Here is a 16,598-nt window from a genome sequence, read left to right on the forward strand (position 1 = left end):
TGCAGTCCGTGCCGGTCGACCTTTAAGCGCTTGGTTTCCGGGGTCGCCCGGCCTGCCATGTCTTTGTGGCAAAGCCAGACCATCGACGACCGAGACCAACCGAATTGCCGCGGCAGAATTTACGGGGCAACAAGCAGCCGGTCATCCCAAGCTGCACGGAACTCTTCCGGACCCGGAGTACCAGCGTCAGCTCTTGGCCCACCTATGCCGGCATTGTTCACTGCCATGTGCAGGGCGCCGAAGGTTTGCTAAGTGAAAGCTACCATTGCTTCCACCTGAGAAGCGTCGGCTACATCGAGCTGAAACGCAGCCGCCCGCCCATCAGCACGCTCAATGGCCTTTTCGGTTTCAGCTAAGCCATCCCGATGGTGCTGTCAGACAAATGCGAACCAGTCTCCGCTGGGACAGTGACACTGCCCCTTATGCCACGCAAAGGCCACGCCACTCGGCGAGAGCGGCGGTGCGGTTCAGTTTGAAGAGGTTTCGACTGGAGAGGCTGCGTTCCTGGTTGAAATGGTTCAAGACGGAAGCATGAACGGCGGCGAACTTCTGAAGACTTCGCATACGCCGGAACCGAAGCATCGCCCGCTCTCGTCGTCGAAAAGGCAGGTGCGAGTTCTCCGCCCTGTTGTTGACCCAGCGCCCGGTCTCCTGCCGAGCATCAGCGCCAAACTCCTTCAGTGCGGCGCCGTAGGATCTCAGCTTATCGGTGACGATGGTCTCAGGTCGTCCATGCTTGCGCATTGTTTTCCTGAGGAATCTCAACGCCGCCTTCTTGTCACGCCTCTTCGTAACCAAGCTCTCCAGAACCTCGCCCTCGTGATCAACCGCCCGCCAAAGATAGTGGGTCTCGCCGTTGATCTTCACGAACATCTCGTCCAGATGCCACCGCCATCGGCTGGAGCGCATGCCCTCGATGCGTCGCTTCCGGATTTCTGAAGCGAACATCGGCCCGAACCTGTGCCACCAATATCGGATCGTCTCGTGGCTTACTTCGATGCCCCGCTCATGCAGCAGGTCCTCTACGTTCCGAAGCGACAGCGGGAACCGGACGTACAGCATCACCGCCAGGCGGATAATCTCGGGCGACGTCTTGAAGTACTTGAATGGGGATCGTTTGGGCATCGCAGAAGGGTAAGGCGGTCGTCGTTCCGTCTCAAGCCGAGTTGCTCTGACAAGACCGGTTCCACCAGTACCGGACCGTCTCGTGGCTGACGTCGACACCGCGTTCGTGCAGCAAGTCTTCGACGTTGCGCAATGTGAGAGGGAAGCGGACGTAGACCATTACCGCCAGGCGAATGATTTCTGGACTGGTCTTGAAGTGGCGAAACGGCCTGGGTTTGGTCATCGGGGCAGGGTAGAGGCCGCCGGCCCGCCTAAAGTCGGTTTCCTCTGACAGCACCCGGGCGAGGTATTGAAGTAACGGAACGGGGAGCGCTGGGTCATCCGAGCAGGCTAGGCGGCCGCCCCAGTCGCCACAAGGAGGTTTGCTCTGACAGCGCCCACTAGCTCCGTTCATCTTTGCGGGCGCCGCCGGAGCAGCCGAGCGGCGCGGGGCGGGTAGCGTCTAATTTGCGCGACGACGAGGTGCCGCCGCGCTAACGAAACCGGCCTTCGCGAACGAATTCGTGGGCGAGAATAAGAATTTCGTCCTTCATGATCCGTGAAGAATGCGAGAGTGCATGGTCACGTGCGGAAAGCAACTGCAGTGGTCGTCTCAAAGGCGGATCGACAATTTGGTAGGCCGCGAGCCGGCCCTCTGCGACATCTTCGGCGATCGCGCTCCAAGACAGAACGGAACAGCCGAAACGGCGGCGGACAGCCTCTTTGATGGCCGGAAAGGAGGTGAATTCCAGCCACGGCTCCAAGTCGTGCCCCTGGTCCGCTGCAGCCGTCTCCAACAAGATGCGGACGGAGTTGGGCTGCGGGTTCAGGATCAGTGGGATCCCGATAACCTCCGAGAGCGAAATGGTTGATCCCGCACTTTGCACCACGCCGGGCGCAGCGACTAAACAAAGATGCTCATCACAAAGATGCTCGACGACGAGGCGGGAAGAGTGCTTCGGCAATGTCGAGAACCCAATTTGTAGTTCGCCGTTTAGCAGCCAGCTCTCTATCTGATCACTAAGTCCATCAAGAAGGCGGAGCCTGAAATTGGGGAACTTCTGCCGGAGCCGCTCGAGCATCGGAACGGCGAATGCCTCAGTGAGAGACGGGATGAGACCCACCGAAACTGGCGGCCCCGAGAGATCGGAGACACGGTTGAGCAGCTGGTCTTCTGCAATCGCGACGCACGAAAGGATGGCATGGGCATGCTCCAAGAGGAGGCTGCCGTCCTCAGTCAGCGTCATTCCCTGTGAGGATCGGATAAACAGCTTTGTGCCAAGAATAGTTTCCAGGGAAGCTATGTTGTGGCTCAGAGCTGGCTGTGCGACCCCCAAAGTTCGCGCAGCTTGCGACATACTTCCCACCTCGGCGATTCGGGCGAAGTAGCGGAGGTGCCGGATCTCCAGCATTGTTCGCGACGCCCCCGTTGACCAGAAGGTATCACTTGGTAGATCGGAAGAGCGCTATTGTCCAGACATGCGGCGCGGTGACTACCGCCCTCCTGTCGACAGTAAGTATGAGCGATAGGAGCTGCAAGCGCTGCCACCAGACTACTGCCCCGAAACTGTGGGCTACGGATCCGCTCACCTCTACGCCCATACCAGCACACTATAGCATCATACTCATTCTGTATTTCCGGTGTCGACAGATGGCCATATTGTCTTGGTCAGAATATTGTCTTGGGCAGAGCAGCAGGCGGAAAGGAAGCCATGACGGTGGCATCGGAAAGCACGGACGCCTACCTGACGGATGAGATTCGTGTGCTTGTTGGTCAGAAGTCCGAATGGATGCGCGCGCCGCATCCTGTCGAGGGAAGCGAGGTACGCCGCTTCTTCCACGCAACGATGGAGTTGCATGCAAAATACATTGATGACGACTGGGCCGCTCAGTCTCGTTACCGGAAGCGCGTCGCTCCCATCGGCTTCCCCGTTCACGCTTTCCGCCGCGGCCCCTTGGACACCGACCCTCTTGAAAGAATGGATGATCCAGACTTCGACGGCGTGAGTCGCTCGTTCCGCCCCGGTCTACCGCCAGTGCCGATACCGCTCCCGGGCATTCTGAATGGCGGCTACGAGTATGAACTCTACAGCCACGTGCACCATGGCGAAGAGATGCTGATGCGCAGCAATTATGCTAGTTTCGTCGAGCGTGAGGGCCGCTCTGGTCGTATGGTGTTCATCGCTATCGAAGACGAGTTCCGGACGGCTGAGGGTCGGCCGCTGCTGCACTCAGTCAACACGATGATCTTGCGCTAGGGGGCATGCATGCAGTTCGAGAGCGTCATCGTGGGACAGGAACTTCCAGAGGTTGTAAAAGGGCCGATGAGCGTTGGCCATATCGTTCGCTGGTCGGCGGCGATGGAGAACTGGCACCGCATCCACTTTGACTGGCGCTATGCCACAGAGCACGATGGCCTTCCCGACGTATTGGTGAACGGATCGTGGAAGCAGCACGTACTCATGCAGCTACTGAGCGACTGGGTCGGCGAGGACGGCTGGGTCTGGCGGATCAGCTTCCAATACCGCGGAATGAACATACCGGGCGACACTCTCACCGCCTGGGGTCGCGTCACCGGTACGGAAGTAGCCGGAGCCTACGGTGTTGTGCGCCTCGAGATCGGAATGAAGGACCAGAATGGGATCGAAGGTTCCCCAGGCGAAGCCAGCGTCGTGATACGCCGCGAGAATGGTCCGGCAGTGCCTTACCCGTTCGATGCAGCCTGCCTCGGTCGAGCGACCGCCTGAAGCCGCGATGAACTGCGGCACAACAATTGACAACTCTGAGGTCCGCAAATGGCTGAAAATCGAAGTGCAGCAAGTAGCGGTAGTACTGCAGCCAAGTTGCAGCCCTTGGCCGGAATAAGAGTGCTTGAGGTCGGCAGCGATATGGCTTTGTCATTTGGCGGCCGCCTGCTTTCTGATCTAGGCGCCGAAGTTATTAAGGTCGAGCCTCCAGGCGGCGGCGACCCATTGCGTCACGAAGGACCCTTGGTCGGAGAACCCGGGACCGGTGAAGCCACAGCACTTTTTGGGTATCTCAACGCAGGTAAACGAAGCATCACACTTGATTGCACAAGGGCAAGTGGCGACGACATGCTCTCCCGAATTGCAAACAAATGTGACCTTGTGCTTTGGGCCCCGAGAGACACTTCGTCTTCCTCGCTAGAAGCCCTGTTGCTCGGGGCAGACGGGGACTCGCCAGCGCTGTTGACCGTTACGCCATATGGAATGCAGGGAACCGACGCACGGCGACCGGGAACGCCATTCATAGTTCAGCACTCCTCCGGCTTCGCCTTTCATCAAGCCGCACCCGTTACCGATCCAGAGAATACGCCCCCCGTTGCTTGCGCGGATAGGGAAGCCGCTCTGACCGTCGGCCTCGTCGTAGGGATTTCGGCACTCTGGGCGATTGAGGCCGCGCGCGGCTCCAATAGCGCCCCTCTCGTGGATCTCTCAGCCGAAGATGTCTTCGCCTACATGCTGGTAGAACCGTATGCTGAGGCCAACGGCGAGCATGCACGATATAATCGGCAGCGCGAACCGGGCAGCGGAACCGCGGTGGTCGGGGGTCTTGTCTGGTACCTGCCATGTGCTGACGGCGCCATACTTGTTTCCCCGCGAGAGGACCATCAGTGGGCAAACTGGGTCCATGTGATGGGGAGCCCGGATTGGGCCAAGGATCCAGAGCTCTGCGGCAGTCGACCTGTCCGGACAAAGAACGCGGAGAGATTGCAGGAATTGATGGCAGAATGGTCTGCCACACAAGCGGCGAATGATGTTTTTGTCGCCGCACAGGAAAACAGAGTCGCCTGCTTTCCCTTGAGCAGTGCAGATGATCTCTTGGCAAACCCTCAATTAGAGCACCGAAGATTCTTCTCGTCTCTGGATTGTGGGAACGGACAAACTGTACCAATTCCCGGGCTGCCATTCCACATGCGAGACGGAGAAGGGCGGGTCCTCGAGAAGGGGACAACAGTTCAGTCACCGGCGCTGGGCGAGGGAAACCAAAAGATAATTTTCGATGGCTTTGAGTTAGATGACACTTGGATTGAAACGCTTGTGCGATATCAGCTTGTTTAGGAGGCGACTATGGAACCGCTAGTTCTAAAAGGGCTACGAGTTATTGATTTCAGCTGGGTGATGGCGGGACCAATGGCGACCAAGATGCTTGGAGCGCTAGGCGCAGAAATAATTAAAATAGAGTCCACCACCCGTCCCGAATTTGCCAGCCGAGGTGGATGGTTCTCGGTTATCAACAACAATAAGAAGAGCTGTACAATCAACATCCGCACCGAAGAGGGACAGAACGCAATTCGACAACTCGTAGCTCAAAGCGATGTGGTTGTGGAGAACTTTTCGTCACGTGTTCTCAAGAAATACGGATTGACCTTTGATGATTTGAAAATCATAAACCCGAGGCTGATCTATGTCTCTGCCTCCGGAGTTGGTCGGACCGGGCCCCAGGCAGACTACCTCGCGTACGGAACGCTCCTTCAGTCATATAGCGGCCGAGTAAACCTGGTCGGAACCCCCAATCGTTACCTCGAGGCTATGGGAATAAGCCCGGCCTGGACCGACCCCATCACCGCATTCTGGGAGGTGTTCGCAATTCTTGGCGCCCTCCAACATCGTCGCAGGACGGGAACTGGATCGTATATTGATCTCTCAATGCTTGAGAGCACAGTTGCTTTGCTTCCGGAGACGCTTCTGCGTACAGCACTTGGCGGGCCGATGATGCCGGCAGGCGGCGATGCTGAGATAGGCTCGGCGCCATCCGGGTGCTATCGCTGCAGAGGAGATGACTCCTGGATCGCCATTTCTGTCCGCAGCGATGACGAATGGCACGCGCTCTGTGGTCGGATGGGAAGAGTCGATCTTGTGGGCGAAGCTGCGAATTCTGACGCCGCGCGTCGCTGGCGAAACCGTGCTTCCCTGAATTCTGCGGTCGCGCAATGGACCCTGACCCAGGATACGCGGAAGATCGAGCGGGAGCTGCAGTCGGTCGGCGTTCCAGCCAGCCGATCGCGCAGCATCAATGACCTTCTTGTCGATCAGCACCTCAAACAGCGTGCTGTCTTCACTTCGCTACCCGGCGGTCAACGCACAATCGCTCTTCCTTGGGCGGATCGCGACATGTGGCGCGGCAACCTCACGCCATCACCTGAGCTGGGCGGCGACAACGACTATGTGTTTGGCGAGCTTCTCGGCTACGACAGAGAAGAGCGGGAGAGGCTTGTAGAAGAAGGCGTGATACAGTGAATGAGGCAGGCGACCACCAAGCCGCCATGCGTTAGAGCGTGATCGGCTCTAACACCTTAGGCTCGATCACGTTGACCCCTGGAAGTCCATCCCGCAACGCCGTGGTCGACTGCTCGAGAAGCGGGAAAGTCTTGTAGTGACACGGAATCACAGTCTTGAAGTTGAAGAATCTTCGCGCGGCAAATGCCGCACGGTTCATGTCCATCGTGAAGTGCCCGCCAGCGCATATCAAGCCGATCTCAGGGTGGTGAAGTTCCTCAAAGATTGCCATATCAGCCATTACATCGGTATCACCCGAAAAGTAAATCGTTCGACCACCTCTTTCGATCATAAAGCCGGCCTCGGCGCCAACATAAATGGGACCGCTTTCCCCCAAAATCGACGACGAGTGCGACGCTGCGACCATTGTTACATTCACGGTACCGAGCGCCACTGTTCCACCGTTATTAAAGCCAATAGTTTTAAGGCGCTCGTGCTCCGACCACCAGCTTGAGAGCTCAGCCTTACAAAGTATCGGTATCCCGAGTTCTCTCGCAACTGCCGGCGCATCAGAGGCATGGTCCGAATGACCGTGGCTGATAAGTATCGCACTCGCCCCTGCGATTGCTTCAGGTCGTCGATCTCCTGGGAAGGAAGGATTGCCGCTGAGCCAGGGATCGACAAGTAGAACCTGGTCGCCCAGTTCGATGCGAAAGCCCGAATGGCCAAGCCACGTCATCCTCATGCTGTCCCCCCTTGGGTTCCGCGATGTGATCCGCGGTGCGGAAACTGGAAATAATGTCGACAGTTTGGCACTGCCTTGGCGCAATGGCAAGAGCCAACACCGGTCCTTTTTACTGTTTTTCATCATTATAGCCGCGGAAGTGGCGGCAGTGAGCCTTGACATCGCCAACCTTGTCGACACTAACTTGAAAATGCTTATCTGGTGAGGCGAGGCGCGAAATGAAGAATTGGCTAATCACGGGCGCATCCAGAGGTCTCGGCAAAGCAATGGCGCAGACAGCCCTTTCCCGAGGCGACAAGGTAGTTCTCGCCGGCCGGCGGCTAGGGGCTGTTCAGGCCGTTGCGGACGCTGAGCCATCCCGGGCATTGGCCGTACAGATCGACGTTACAGATGGTGAAAGTGTGCGAAGAGGCACGGCGGAAGCGATCGCCTGGTCGCCAAGCATTGATGTTCTGGTGAACAACGCCGGCCACGGGCTCCATGGAGCCGTCGAAGAAGTCAGCGATGAGGAGGCGCGGGAAGTCTTTGAGGTCAACTTTTTCGGTCAGCTGAGAGTGTTGCGGGCCGTCTTGCCGCACATGCGACGACAGCGCCGCGGTCACGTCATCAACATCGGCTCAATATCCGGGTTACTCTCCGCTGCAGGCACCGGTCTCTACAGCGCGACGAAATTCGCATTAGAAGGCGTCTCTGAGGCCATGCAGGCGGAGCTCGCGCCACTCGGGGTTTTCGTGACGATAGTTGAGCCTGGCCCGTTCCGCACGGATTTCAACGGCACTTCGCTTCTTCGTGCCGAAGCTCCCATCGATGACTATTCAGACACAGCTGGTAGACGCACGGCCTCCTTGCGAACAACCAGTGGCAAGCAATCCGGCGATCCCGTCAAGGCGGCTGAGTTGATATACAAGATCGCAGGAAGCGATGCGCCCCCCCTGCACCTAGTCCTCGGCGACATCGCCATAGAGCGGGCTAGAGGCAAGTTAAGAGCTCTGGCCTCAGAGATTGACGCTTGGGAAGCTCCAAGTCGAGCCACGGCCTACTAGAGGATTGGCGGATGGACGCCTTCGACTTTGCTGCGCACGGCTGGAAGCTGCACGACCAAGAAGGATTTCTAGGTCTCATTGGCCCGGTCTGGGAACGCGAGGAGGATCTTGGTCCTGCCCTTGCCTTTCAGGCGGGGGAAAAGCATCGGAACAAGCGTGGAGTCGTTCAGGGCGGAATGCTCATGACGGTGGCAGATCGCCTCATCGGCAACTTCGCTCGTAGCCGAAACCTACAACGCCCTCAGGCGACGATACAGCTGGATGTCCATTTTTTGGCTGCCGTCAAGATTGGCGACGTCGTCATGGGCCGCGCCGAAATGATGCGAGACACTCGTGCTTTGATGTTTCTCAGAGGCGAACTCTGCGTCGCCGAAAGAGTGGTCGTCATAGCAAACGGTGTCTGGAAAAAGTTGGACACGTAAGTCGCCAAAGGGGCGCCCAAGGAGGAACCAGATCAAATGACGTCAGCTGCCCCGGACTTCGCGAACCCGTTCCCAGACTACTTGGGCATCGTCATAGATGACTGGTCGGAGGATTATGTGCGTCTTGCACTTCAGGTTGAGCCGCATCACACGAACTTATCCGGTCGCGTGCATGGCGGGTTAGTGACGGCGTTGCTGGAGTATGGCGCCGGGCTTTGCGGCCTCTACTGCAAGGTTCCTGGCAACATTCGCTATGGAATGACACTCTCCATCACTTGCAATTTCTTGGCTCCTGCAGACGGGCCCGATCTATTCGTCACCGCGCGCAAGAGCGGCGGCGGACGGACCACGTACTTCGCCGATGCTGAGATACGGGGCGGCGACGAAATCCTCGCAGCGAAATCCTCTAGCATTCACCGATATCGGACAGGTAACGAAAAGCTTGAGGGCGTACCCGTATCCCATACGGACGTCGGTTAGCCGCGATACTCGCTGAGCGTTCCACCACGGATTAGCTTGCCAGCAGAAGGATGTCCCACCAAACGCTCTGCCAAGCGAGCGACGGACACCAACGCATCAAGATCCACGCTCGTCTCAATGCCAGTCTCTAGGCACATAAAGGCGAAGTCCTCAGTGCAGATGTTTCCTGCCGCCCCTTTGTTTCCAGCGAAGGGACAACCGCCCAAGCCAGCTATTGAGGCGTCAAACTCCCGTAATCCCATTTGAAGCGCAGCGAGAGCATTAGCCATTGCTAGCCCGCGGGTGTCGTGGAGATGAAGCTTTAGCTCAAGCTCAGGCCAGCGGGACCTTAGGGTTCCGATTAGAAAAGTAACGTGGCGCGGACTGGCCCAACCCATCGTATCGGCAAGCGCCAACTTTCTGAGGTTGACGCCATGGTCGGCCAAGAGATTGCGGGAACGGGCGACCATCTCCACGACTCGCTTCACGGGAACTTCGCCCTCGAAGTTGCATCCAAAGGCAGCCATGATGCTAACGCAGTCTGGTGCTACACCGATTGCTTTGTAGAGGTCGATCCAGTCGGCTGCCTGCGCAAATGTCTCCTCTATGTCGCGGTTGGTGTTGCGTTTGACAAAGGCTTCGCTCGCAGCAAGGTGAATCCAGCCTTCAATATCCACGGTGCCAGCGGCAATTGCCTGATTGAGCCCTCGCGAGTTTAACCATAGTGCGCGATATGCAACGCCCGGACGGCGCTGAAGCGTTCCAAGAAGGGCCGCGGTATCGGCCATCTGCGGGACAGCCTTTGGACTCACAAACGATCCAACCTCGATTTCCGTCAATCCGGCCTCCGCAAGGGCTTCGACCAATTCCTTCCGCTCGGCGATCGTCAGGATCTTTGCCTCGATCTGGAGCCCATCGCGTGGTCCGACCTCCATGATATGGACAGCCTTTGGCAAGTCAGACACGGCTCACTCCAAACATTGGAAAGGGTTGGCTGGCGAAACTCCCTAAGGCGCCGACGTCAAAAGATCCTGTATCAAGAGACCGAGACAGGCGCAGCCCTCCAATATGGAAACGAAACCACTTCTGATTGTCAATGATCCGAGCATGTCGAGTCAAGCCATCAGTAGTAAAATAATCCAACGCTGATGCCAAGGCAGCTAGGTTATTGCACATCGTCGTCTCCCGGAATATCTATGCTCTACTTGGTGAAGTCGAAGTTAGCAGCTCCTTACTTGCGGCTGTATCGGATGGTTCTCGGCCTTGCCTGAATTGATTTGGATAGGAGACAGAATGCATACCTCGCACCCCCCCAAACTCCCATCGTTCAGGATAGACATTCGTGGTGGATACGCCATCGTCACGATTGATAGGCCGCCGGTAAACGCATTCAGCAGGGAGACTTATTCGGAACTAAACGAAGTAATCTCGTTCATCGAAGCGACGCCCGCGATCAGGGCCATGGTTCTCGCCTGCGCGGACGACGCGCGCGCATGGATCGGAGGAGGTGACCTACACGAATTTCTGACGCTAACCTCCGAAGAAGCCCGCCGAGACCGGCACGCGTTCATCGAAGTCGTTACCGACCGACTCTACCATCTCTCCCGTCCGACAATTGCGGCCGTTTCGATGCCGGCGCCAGGCGGCGGGATGGTTCTAGCGAGTTTCTGCGATATCATCATCGCGGCCGAAGAGACTTTTTTTTCAATGCCGGAGGTAGACAGAGGCCTGACAGGCGGTGCAGGTTCATACTTGAACCGACTGAACCTTCCCGTTCCTATCATCCGCGAGATCATCTTGACCGGGCGAAAGTTCTCAGCCGCAGAGCTGAAAGAACACGGCTTTGTCAACTACGTCCTTCCGAAGGATGCCGTCCTGCCAAAGGCAATCGAGCTGGCGGAAATTATCGCCCGAAAAAGCGCAGCGACCATCACTGCAATTAAGCGCGGGGCGAACAACATCGACAAAGTTGGTTGGGACCAGGGGCGGACGGACGCGCACCAGGCAAGCGAACAGCTTGTCACCGGTCCAGACTATAAGGAGGCGATAAATGCGTTTCTGGAGAAGCGAGAACCAAAATTCAATCAGTAACTATAATTGTTCGACCATTACGTCAAGAGTTCGCAGCCTGGGCGCTTCGAAGAGCCATAAGGCGCTGACAAATCCTGATCCTCAGTCCTCATTGGCCGCAGGTAGAACTCGCTTGGATTTAAAGCGCTCCATTATCATTGGAAGAACCGCCATCAATACGATCAATGCCCAAAGAGTGAGAGCCACTGGGCTGCCAAAAAGAATCGACCAATCACCATTACTCAGACTGATGGCTCGGCGAAGATTAGTTTCCATATCTCCACCCAGAAGAATGCCTAGAACAATAGGAACAAGTGGGATATCCACCAACCGCAGGAAATATGCGAAAGTCCCCATCGCGATCATCATATAGATATCAAAAACGCTGTGGCTGATGGCGTAGACGCCGACGAAACAAATCAAGGCTACGATCGGCAGAAGTAGCTGTACCGGGACGCTCAAGAGCCGGACAAAAATGCCTACCAGAGGCAGGTTGAGCACGAGCAGCACGACGTTCGACATATAAAGTGCGGCTATCAGACCCCAAGCAACGTCAGGCCGTTGTGTGAAAAGCAGTGGTCCGGGAGTGACATTAAGAGAAATCAATACGCCGAGCAGCACTGCCGTCGTACCGCTGCCAGGGATGCCCAGCGCCAACATTGGAACGAGCGCCCCCCCTGCAGCAGCGTTGTTTCCAGCCTCCGGCGCGGCGACGCCCCTCGGATCTCCTGTTCCAAATGTGCCTTCTTTGTCTACCCACTTTCGCTCCAGACTGTAGGCAGCAAAGCTACCTAGTGTTGCGCCGGCACCCGGAAGGACACCGCAGACGAAGCCAATGAAGGAGCTGCGTATCATGGTAAAGAAAGTGCGCCTCAGGACTGCCAGTCCCACTACGGTCTTCCCAACTTTCGCTTTGAACGTGCTACCCGTTCCTTGTGATCTGAGGAGCCAAAGCACCTCGCTGATGGCAAAGAACCCAATAATTGCAACAATGGGATCCACCCCCTCAAACAGCTTCATTTCATTGAAGGTGAATCTTGGCACGCCCGTATGCAGGTCTAAACCTACGGTTGAGATAACGAGACCGATGAGCGTGGCGATCCATGTCTTCACGACGTGACCCGTAGCCAATCCCCCCAGAAGCGCGAATGCGAGGACATATAGCAAGAAATACTCTGCCGAGCCGAAAAGCAGCGCAAATTGGACCAATGCCGGCGCAAGCAGAGTGAGACCGATCGTCGCCACCGTAGCGCCGACAAAAGACGCGATTGCGGTGATCGCAAGCGCCTCACCGGCACGCCCAGCCTTGGCCATCGGATAGCCGTCAAGTACCGTCATCATCGCCGGCTCGTCGCCCGGGATGTTCAGAAGAATGCTTGATATCCTACCGCCGAACATCGCGCCGTAGTAGATGTTCACGAGGAATATCAGGGCGGAACTGGCCTGCAAGTCCATCGCGAAAGCAAGTGGAATCAGGATTGCGACGCCGTTTGCGGGACCCAGTCCAGGTAAGGCGCCAAAGAGCGTCCCGAGGAAGGCTCCGAGCAGCGCGAGAGCGAGGTTTTGAGGCTCCAAAGCGATCAGGAAGCCGCCATAGAGCTGAAAAAGAGTATCCATTAGCTTTGACTCAGCCGCTCGATGACCGCACCAGTCGGCAAGGGGAGCCCAAAGATCCGGTCAAACAAGAGGTAGAGCACGACGCTGGATGCGACGCCAGTAGTACCAGCCTGGAGGAGCGTCCCGCGCTTGAGCACGACGAGCACCGCAACGAGCAGTGTGGATGAGATGATGAAGCCCAGATACTCTAGGACGATGCCATAGATCACCATGACTAGAACAGCGATGATGGCCCGAATCGTGGCCGATCTCGAGACCGGAAGTTGCTCCGACGCGTCGGAGCCGGGCCATATTACGAGCGCCAAACAGAACAGCCCCAATACCACGGCAAGCAGAACTGGAAACGCGTCAGGACCGAGGGGATCCGCCTTTAGTCTCGATGAAATACCTGCGCCCGTGAAGCCGTAGGTTATAGCGAAGACGAGTCCGATAAGCCCGGTCAATCGGTTGGTCATTCGAAGCTCCTAGTCGATGGAATACGTCGACCACTGACGAAATCATGCGGGCCCGGAACTCAACCGGGCCCGCATGTTCAGACATTCTATTCGAGAACGCCTACTTCGCGTGAAGTTTCGACCAGTTGCTCGATATTCTGATCGACAAACTCCCCGAATTCTTCACCACCTTGCCAGAAGGGACCGAGACCATTGGCCTCCATGGCTTCCTGCCAGCCCTCGGACTGGTAGAGCTCCCCCAGAATGCTGACCCATTCCTGGTACTCTTCATCCGATATGTTGCCGGGCGCGTAGAAGCCCCGCCAGTTCGCCCCGATGACATCGTAGCCTTGCTCAATGGCAGTCGGGACATCGGGAGCAGCTGCCAGACGCTCCGGCGCCAGAATGGCAAGAACCCGTACATTTCCGGCTTCAAGCTGACCTGCTATCTCGCTGAAGTCGCCAGTATACGCGTCGATGTGTCCTCCAAGAAGCTGTGTTTGCGCCGGACCTCCGCTATTGAAAGCGACGTAATTGATATCGGCGATGTCCTCCATTCCGGCAGCTTTAGCCAATAGTCGAACCTTGAGGTCGTCCCACGTCCCGGCGACACTTCCGCCACCGAACGATACCTGTGACGGGTCTTCCATGACATCGTCGAGCAGCTGGTTAAGGTTCTCGTAGGGAGAATCCTCCCTAACAACGATCGCGCCGAAGTCCGCCCCGAGAGAGGCGACCCACCGCACGGCCTCGTGATCTAGCCCAGTATAACGATCCTGCGCGAGATTCGAAATCGTCGCGGTGCTGGCCGCCACGAGGAGATTGGGATCTTCGTTGCGCTTGCTGACGACATAGGACATGCCAACCCCGCCATCGCCGCCCGACATATTCGTAACCTTGACCGAGCCGTCAACACGGTCTTGTTCCTCAAGGAGTCTTCCGACGGAGCGGCAAGTGAAATCCCATCCGCCGCCAGGATCGGACGGTGCGATACATTCGACGCCCGAGGGCTGCGCAAGCGCCAGTTGCATTGACAGCGTCGCTGTAAGGCCAACTGCTGCAAAAAGTGTCCTGTTGAACCACATTGGTAAGTTCCTCCCTAGGTTGCTCTTCCCTGCCGGCGAAACCGGCCCGTTGCTCGCTGCTCCCTGCGTCGTGTCGAGTTGCCGGTGGCGTTGGACGCCGTTCTCCGGTCGCCAGGAGCGGAGCGATCGGAGCGCCATGAAGCGGCACTGGTTGACGTTAACAACCAGCATCAGACAACGCGCAAAAGTGGCCGGCGAACAGGCAATGCTGACCTTGCAATGGAACTGGGGCCTCCACTGATGCAATTTCTTTCAAAGCCGCACCGTCACTACACCGCTGTGCATGTCAGAAGCTTATTCGCATCTGTCGACACGTGAAATACAGATTCCTTATGCCGGGATACTAGATCATTATACCCGCACCCGCACTTAGGCGCGAGAGACGTCGGCTGACCCCGCTTCCATAGGGCTTCCAGTGCGAAGGCGCCCCGCAACGCAGGAGGCCACAGGAGAAGACCTTCAACCTTCTGTCGACAAATGAGCCTCTGGTCGGCCAAAGATTGGTGGACGGCTGGCCTGCCCCCTGAAAAGTGGTCCTCCCTGAAGTAGGCTTTGGAGCCAGATGGAGGACAAAGGAATGCCCCAGAAGAAGCATAAGCCCGAAGAGATCGTCGCGAAGCTGCGGCAGGTCGACGTGTTGGTATCGCAGGGCCGGTCGGTGGCCGAGGCGGTGCGGTCGATTGGCGTGACACAGTTCACCTACTACCGGTGGCGACAGGAGTTCGGCGGCCTCAAGACCGATCAGGTGAAGCGGCTGAAGGAGTTGGAGAAGGAGAACGAGCGGCTCCGGAAGGCGGTCTCCGATCTGACTCTGGAGAAGCTGATCTTGCGCGAGGCCGCCTCGGGAAACTTCTGAGCCCCGCCCGCCGTCGTGCCTGCATCGACCACGTCCGGCAGAAGTTCCGCGTCTCGGAGCGGTTCGCCTGTCGCGTGCTCGGGCAGCATCGCTCGACCCAGCGGAAGGTGCCGCGCGGAAGGGTCGATGAAGACGCGCTGACCGCGGACATCATCGCGCTCGCTTCCCAGTACGGACGCTACGGCTACCGGCGCATCACGGCACTCCTTCAGGAGGCCGGCTGGGCGGTGAACGTGAAGCGCCCCTCTCGGCAGATTTGCATTGCAAATCGCCTGCCGGGCAATGGTCGAGCGGATATGGCGGCGGGAGGGGCTCAAGGTTCCCCAGAAGCAACCGAAGAAGAGCCGGCTCTGGCTCAATGACGGGTCGTGCATCCGTCTGCGGCCCGAGCGTCCGAACCACGTCTGGTCCTACGACTTCGTCGAGAGCCGGACCCACGACGGAAGGAAGTTCCGCATGCTCAACCTGATCGACGAGTTCACCCGGGAGTGTCTGGCAGTCCGGATCGACCGGCGACTGCGATCGACGGACGTGATCGACGTGCTGTCTGACCAGTTCATCCTGCGCGGTGTCCCGGATTCCATCAGGTCGGACAATGGCCCTGAGTTCGTGGCGAAGGCTGTGCGGGAATGGATCGCCGCCGTCGGCGCGAGAACCGCCTACATCGAGCCGGGGTCACCTTGGGAGAACGGCTACTGCGAGAGCTTCAACGCCAGGCTCCGCGACGAGCTGCTCAACGGCGAGATCTTCTACAGCCTGGCCGAGGCGCAGATCGTCATCGAGAGCTGGCGCCAGGTTCGTGTAGAAGATCCTCGACGTTGCGCAGCGAAAGCGGGAAGCGGACGTAGAGCATCACGGCCAGGCGGATGATCTCGGGTGACGTCTTGAAGTACTTGAAAGCCGATCGTTTGGGCATCGCAGCAGGGTAGGCGGGACGCCGCGCCGTCTCAACTCAAGTTCTTATGACGATGCCCTTGAAGGGGCTGCGTTGCGTCATCGGGCGAGGGTAGTCCGGCACGATCCTGTCTCAAGGCAAGTTCTTCTGACATTACGGTTCTGTCTCTCTCTCCGGAGAATCATCCAGGGGTGTGGATAATCATGTCGCTGTCGAGTATCTACATCGGCGCAAGGGCAGGGGTTTATACGCTGGGCGTCAGCGCCATGCTGGCGGTGGCTTACTACCTTCTGTTCGTCAGGTTTCTCGACATCCCTCTTCCCGTGGGGATTTGGCCCTCGCTCATCGGCTGACGCGACCGCAAGCCCGGCCGGACGGCCGGATGCATCCCTCGAGACATCGCCCTTGAGGCACCGGAGACCAACATGGACGGACTTGCCATCGCCTTCGACATCCTCACCACCACCCCCGCGGTCTTCGCGGCGCTGGCTGGCGTGGCCTGGGGCATCGTCGGGGGCGCGCTGCCAGGGATTTCTCCGTCGATCGCGCTGGCTCTCCTTCTGCCTTTCACCTACGGGATGGACCCGACCACAGCAATAATCCTCCTCGGCGCCACGTATGTCGGCGC

The 16,598-nt window shown here is 57.9% G+C and carries 18 protein-coding genes and 3 pseudogenes; 12 read left to right on the forward strand and 9 right to left on the reverse strand.

What is annotated here, in order from left to right; genetic code table 11:
• Positions 1 to 420 precede the first annotated feature (420 nt).
• The 3 genes and pseudogenes from C8D95_RS20385 to C8D95_RS20395 form a co-directional block, all read right to left on the reverse strand.
• Entirely contained in the window at positions 421 to 1,125 is a 705-nt protein-coding gene (locus tag C8D95_RS20385) for an IS6 family transposase (protein ID WP_109761045.1), read from the reverse strand.
• Between the two features lie 64 nt (positions 1,126 to 1,189).
• Positions 1,190 to 1,348, reverse strand: a pseudogene (locus tag C8D95_RS22640) (IS6 family transposase); the annotation flags it as partial.
• Between the two features lie 250 nt (positions 1,349 to 1,598).
• Positions 1,599 to 2,516 (reverse strand): LysR family transcriptional regulator, encoded by a 918-nt coding sequence (locus C8D95_RS20395; RefSeq protein ID WP_109761046.1) that lies wholly within the window; start codon positions 2,514 to 2,516, stop codon positions 1,599 to 1,601.
• A 300-nt stretch (positions 2,517 to 2,816) separates the two neighbouring features.
• Between C8D95_RS20395 and C8D95_RS20400 the strand changes: the two genes are divergently transcribed.
• The 4 genes from C8D95_RS20400 to C8D95_RS20415 are packed head-to-tail and all read left to right on the forward strand — an operon-like array spanning position 2,817 to position 6,365.
• Entirely contained in the window at positions 2,817 to 3,362 is a 546-nt protein-coding gene (locus C8D95_RS20400; protein ID WP_109761047.1) for an FAS1-like dehydratase domain-containing protein, read from the forward strand.
• Between the two features lie 9 nt (positions 3,363 to 3,371).
• Positions 3,372 to 3,851 carry a hotdog family protein gene (locus C8D95_RS20405; RefSeq protein ID WP_109761048.1) on the forward strand — a complete coding sequence of 160 codons (480 nt, stop codon included), beginning with the start codon at positions 3,372 to 3,374 and terminating at the stop codon, positions 3,849 to 3,851.
• A gap of 48 nt (positions 3,852 to 3,899) precedes the next feature.
• Positions 3,900 to 5,186: a CaiB/BaiF CoA transferase family protein gene (locus tag C8D95_RS20410; RefSeq protein WP_109761049.1), complete on the forward strand. Its 1,287-nt coding sequence runs from the start codon at positions 3,900 to 3,902 to the stop codon at positions 5,184 to 5,186.
• Between the two features lie 9 nt (positions 5,187 to 5,195).
• Positions 5,196 to 6,365, forward strand: a complete 1,170-nt coding sequence (locus C8D95_RS20415; protein ID WP_109761050.1) for a CaiB/BaiF CoA transferase family protein — start codon at positions 5,196 to 5,198, stop codon at positions 6,363 to 6,365.
• A gap of 31 nt (positions 6,366 to 6,396) precedes the next feature.
• Here C8D95_RS20415 and C8D95_RS20420 read toward each other — a convergent pair whose 3' ends face one another.
• Positions 6,397 to 7,089, reverse strand: a complete 693-nt coding sequence (locus C8D95_RS20420; RefSeq protein ID WP_109761051.1) for a metal-dependent hydrolase — start codon at positions 7,087 to 7,089, stop codon at positions 6,397 to 6,399.
• Here C8D95_RS20420 and C8D95_RS20425 point away from each other — a divergent pair.
• From C8D95_RS20425 to C8D95_RS20440, 4 genes are read left to right on the forward strand one after another with little or no spacing between them, the layout of a single operon-like run.
• Entirely contained in the window at positions 7,088 to 7,294 is a 207-nt protein-coding gene (locus C8D95_RS20425; RefSeq protein ID WP_109761052.1) for a hypothetical protein, read from the forward strand. The genes C8D95_RS20420 and C8D95_RS20425 overlap by 2 nt on opposite strands.
• Before the next feature lie 13 nt (positions 7,295 to 7,307).
• Entirely contained in the window at positions 7,308 to 8,132 is an 825-nt protein-coding gene (locus tag C8D95_RS20430; RefSeq protein ID WP_109761053.1) for an oxidoreductase, read from the forward strand.
• Between the two features lie 11 nt (positions 8,133 to 8,143).
• Positions 8,144 to 8,554, forward strand: a complete 411-nt coding sequence (locus C8D95_RS20435; protein ID WP_109761054.1) for a PaaI family thioesterase — start codon at positions 8,144 to 8,146, stop codon at positions 8,552 to 8,554.
• A 36-nt stretch (positions 8,555 to 8,590) separates the two neighbouring features.
• Positions 8,591 to 9,034 carry a PaaI family thioesterase gene (locus C8D95_RS20440; RefSeq protein ID WP_109761055.1) on the forward strand — a complete coding sequence of 148 codons (444 nt, stop codon included), beginning with the start codon at positions 8,591 to 8,593 and terminating at the stop codon, positions 9,032 to 9,034.
• Here the strand turns inward: C8D95_RS20440 and C8D95_RS20445 are convergent.
• A complete protein-coding gene (locus C8D95_RS20445; protein WP_109761056.1) occupies positions 9,031 to 9,978 on the reverse strand; it encodes a hydroxymethylglutaryl-CoA lyase in 948 nt (315 codons plus the stop codon). The genes C8D95_RS20440 and C8D95_RS20445 overlap by 4 nt on opposite strands.
• 328 nt (positions 9,979 to 10,306) lie before the next feature.
• Between C8D95_RS20445 and C8D95_RS20450 the strand changes: the two genes are divergently transcribed.
• The gene (locus tag C8D95_RS20450; protein ID WP_109761057.1) at positions 10,307 to 11,104 is read left to right on the forward strand and encodes an enoyl-CoA hydratase/isomerase family protein; all 798 of its coding nucleotides are present in this window, start codon (positions 10,307 to 10,309) and stop codon (positions 11,102 to 11,104) included.
• An 81-nt stretch (positions 11,105 to 11,185) separates the two neighbouring features.
• Here the strand turns inward: C8D95_RS20450 and C8D95_RS20455 are convergent, their stop codons facing one another.
• The 3 genes from C8D95_RS20455 to C8D95_RS20465 form a co-directional block, all read right to left on the reverse strand.
• On the reverse strand, positions 11,186 to 12,700 hold the full coding sequence (locus tag C8D95_RS20455) for a tripartite tricarboxylate transporter permease (protein WP_109761058.1): 1,515 nt from the start codon (positions 12,698 to 12,700) through the stop codon (positions 11,186 to 11,188).
• A complete protein-coding gene (locus tag C8D95_RS20460; RefSeq protein WP_109761059.1) occupies positions 12,700 to 13,155 on the reverse strand; it encodes a tripartite tricarboxylate transporter TctB family protein in 456 nt (151 codons plus the stop codon). Before C8D95_RS20460 ends, C8D95_RS20455 begins: the two co-directional genes overlap by 1 nt.
• A gap of 86 nt (positions 13,156 to 13,241) precedes the next feature.
• Complete coding sequence (locus tag C8D95_RS20465) at positions 13,242 to 14,390, reverse strand: Bug family tripartite tricarboxylate transporter substrate binding protein (protein WP_249033337.1); 1,149 nt, start codon at positions 14,388 to 14,390, stop codon at positions 13,242 to 13,244.
• Positions 14,391 to 14,796: 406 nt separating this feature from the next.
• Here C8D95_RS20465 and C8D95_RS20470 point away from each other — a divergent pair.
• Positions 14,797 to 15,870: pseudogene (locus tag C8D95_RS20470) on the forward strand (IS3 family transposase); the annotation flags it as partial.
• Here C8D95_RS20470 and C8D95_RS22645 read toward each other — a convergent pair.
• Positions 15,866 to 15,991 (reverse strand): annotated as a pseudogene (locus C8D95_RS22645) (IS6 family transposase); the annotation flags it as partial. The pseudogenes C8D95_RS20470 and C8D95_RS22645 sit on opposite strands and share 5 nt — an antisense overlap.
• 182 nt (positions 15,992 to 16,173) lie before the next feature.
• Between C8D95_RS22645 and C8D95_RS22175 the strand changes: the two are divergent.
• Positions 16,174 to 16,323 (forward strand): hypothetical protein, encoded by a 150-nt coding sequence (locus C8D95_RS22175; protein ID WP_164721712.1) that lies wholly within the window; start codon positions 16,174 to 16,176, stop codon positions 16,321 to 16,323.
• 72 nt (positions 16,324 to 16,395) lie between these two features.
• The coding region (locus C8D95_RS20480; RefSeq protein WP_211312666.1) for a tripartite tricarboxylate transporter permease at positions 16,396 to 16,598 on the forward strand (203 nt) is incomplete at its 3' end.

Source organism: Silicimonas algicola (assembly GCF_003148765.1).
Classification (GTDB): Bacteria; Pseudomonadota; Alphaproteobacteria; order Rhodobacterales; family Rhodobacteraceae; genus Silicimonas; species Silicimonas algicola.

What these genes read in the sequence shown, in the direction of transcription:
- C8D95_RS20385 (WP_109761045.1), bottom strand. Translation starts at nt 1,125, where the DNA reads ATGCCCAAACGATCCCCATTCAAGTACTTCAAGACGTCGCCCGAGATT.
- C8D95_RS20395 (WP_109761046.1), bottom strand. Translation starts at nt 2,516, where the DNA reads ATGCTGGAGATCCGGCACCTCCGCTACTTCGCCCGAATCGCCGAGGTG.
- C8D95_RS20400 (WP_109761047.1), top strand. Translation starts at nt 2,817, where the DNA reads ATGACGGTGGCATCGGAAAGCACGGACGCCTACCTGACGGATGAGATT.
- C8D95_RS20405 (WP_109761048.1), top strand. Translation starts at nt 3,372, where the DNA reads ATGCAGTTCGAGAGCGTCATCGTGGGACAGGAACTTCCAGAGGTTGTA.
- C8D95_RS20410 (WP_109761049.1), top strand. Translation starts at nt 3,900, where the DNA reads ATGGCTGAAAATCGAAGTGCAGCAAGTAGCGGTAGTACTGCAGCCAAG.
- C8D95_RS20415 (WP_109761050.1), top strand. Translation starts at nt 5,196, where the DNA reads ATGGAACCGCTAGTTCTAAAAGGGCTACGAGTTATTGATTTCAGCTGG.
- C8D95_RS20425 (WP_109761052.1), top strand. Translation starts at nt 7,088, where the DNA reads ATGCTGTCCCCCCTTGGGTTCCGCGATGTGATCCGCGGTGCGGAAACT.
- C8D95_RS20420 (WP_109761051.1), bottom strand. Translation starts at nt 7,089, where the DNA reads ATGAGGATGACGTGGCTTGGCCATTCGGGCTTTCGCATCGAACTGGGC.
- C8D95_RS20430 (WP_109761053.1), top strand. Translation starts at nt 7,308, where the DNA reads ATGAAGAATTGGCTAATCACGGGCGCATCCAGAGGTCTCGGCAAAGCA.
- C8D95_RS20435 (WP_109761054.1), top strand. Translation starts at nt 8,144, where the DNA reads ATGGACGCCTTCGACTTTGCTGCGCACGGCTGGAAGCTGCACGACCAA.
- C8D95_RS20440 (WP_109761055.1), top strand. Translation starts at nt 8,591, where the DNA reads ATGACGTCAGCTGCCCCGGACTTCGCGAACCCGTTCCCAGACTACTTG.
- C8D95_RS20450 (WP_109761057.1), top strand. Translation starts at nt 10,307, where the DNA reads ATGCATACCTCGCACCCCCCCAAACTCCCATCGTTCAGGATAGACATT.
- C8D95_RS20455 (WP_109761058.1), bottom strand. Translation starts at nt 12,700, where the DNA reads ATGGATACTCTTTTTCAGCTCTATGGCGGCTTCCTGATCGCTTTGGAG.
- C8D95_RS20460 (WP_109761059.1), bottom strand. Translation starts at nt 13,155, where the DNA reads ATGACCAACCGATTGACCGGGCTTATCGGACTCGTCTTCGCTATAACC.
- C8D95_RS20465 (WP_249033337.1), bottom strand. Translation starts at nt 14,390, where the DNA reads ATGCTGGTTGTTAACGTCAACCAGTGCCGCTTCATGGCGCTCCGATCG.
- C8D95_RS22175 (WP_164721712.1), top strand. Translation starts at nt 16,174, where the DNA reads ATGTCGCTGTCGAGTATCTACATCGGCGCAAGGGCAGGGGTTTATACG.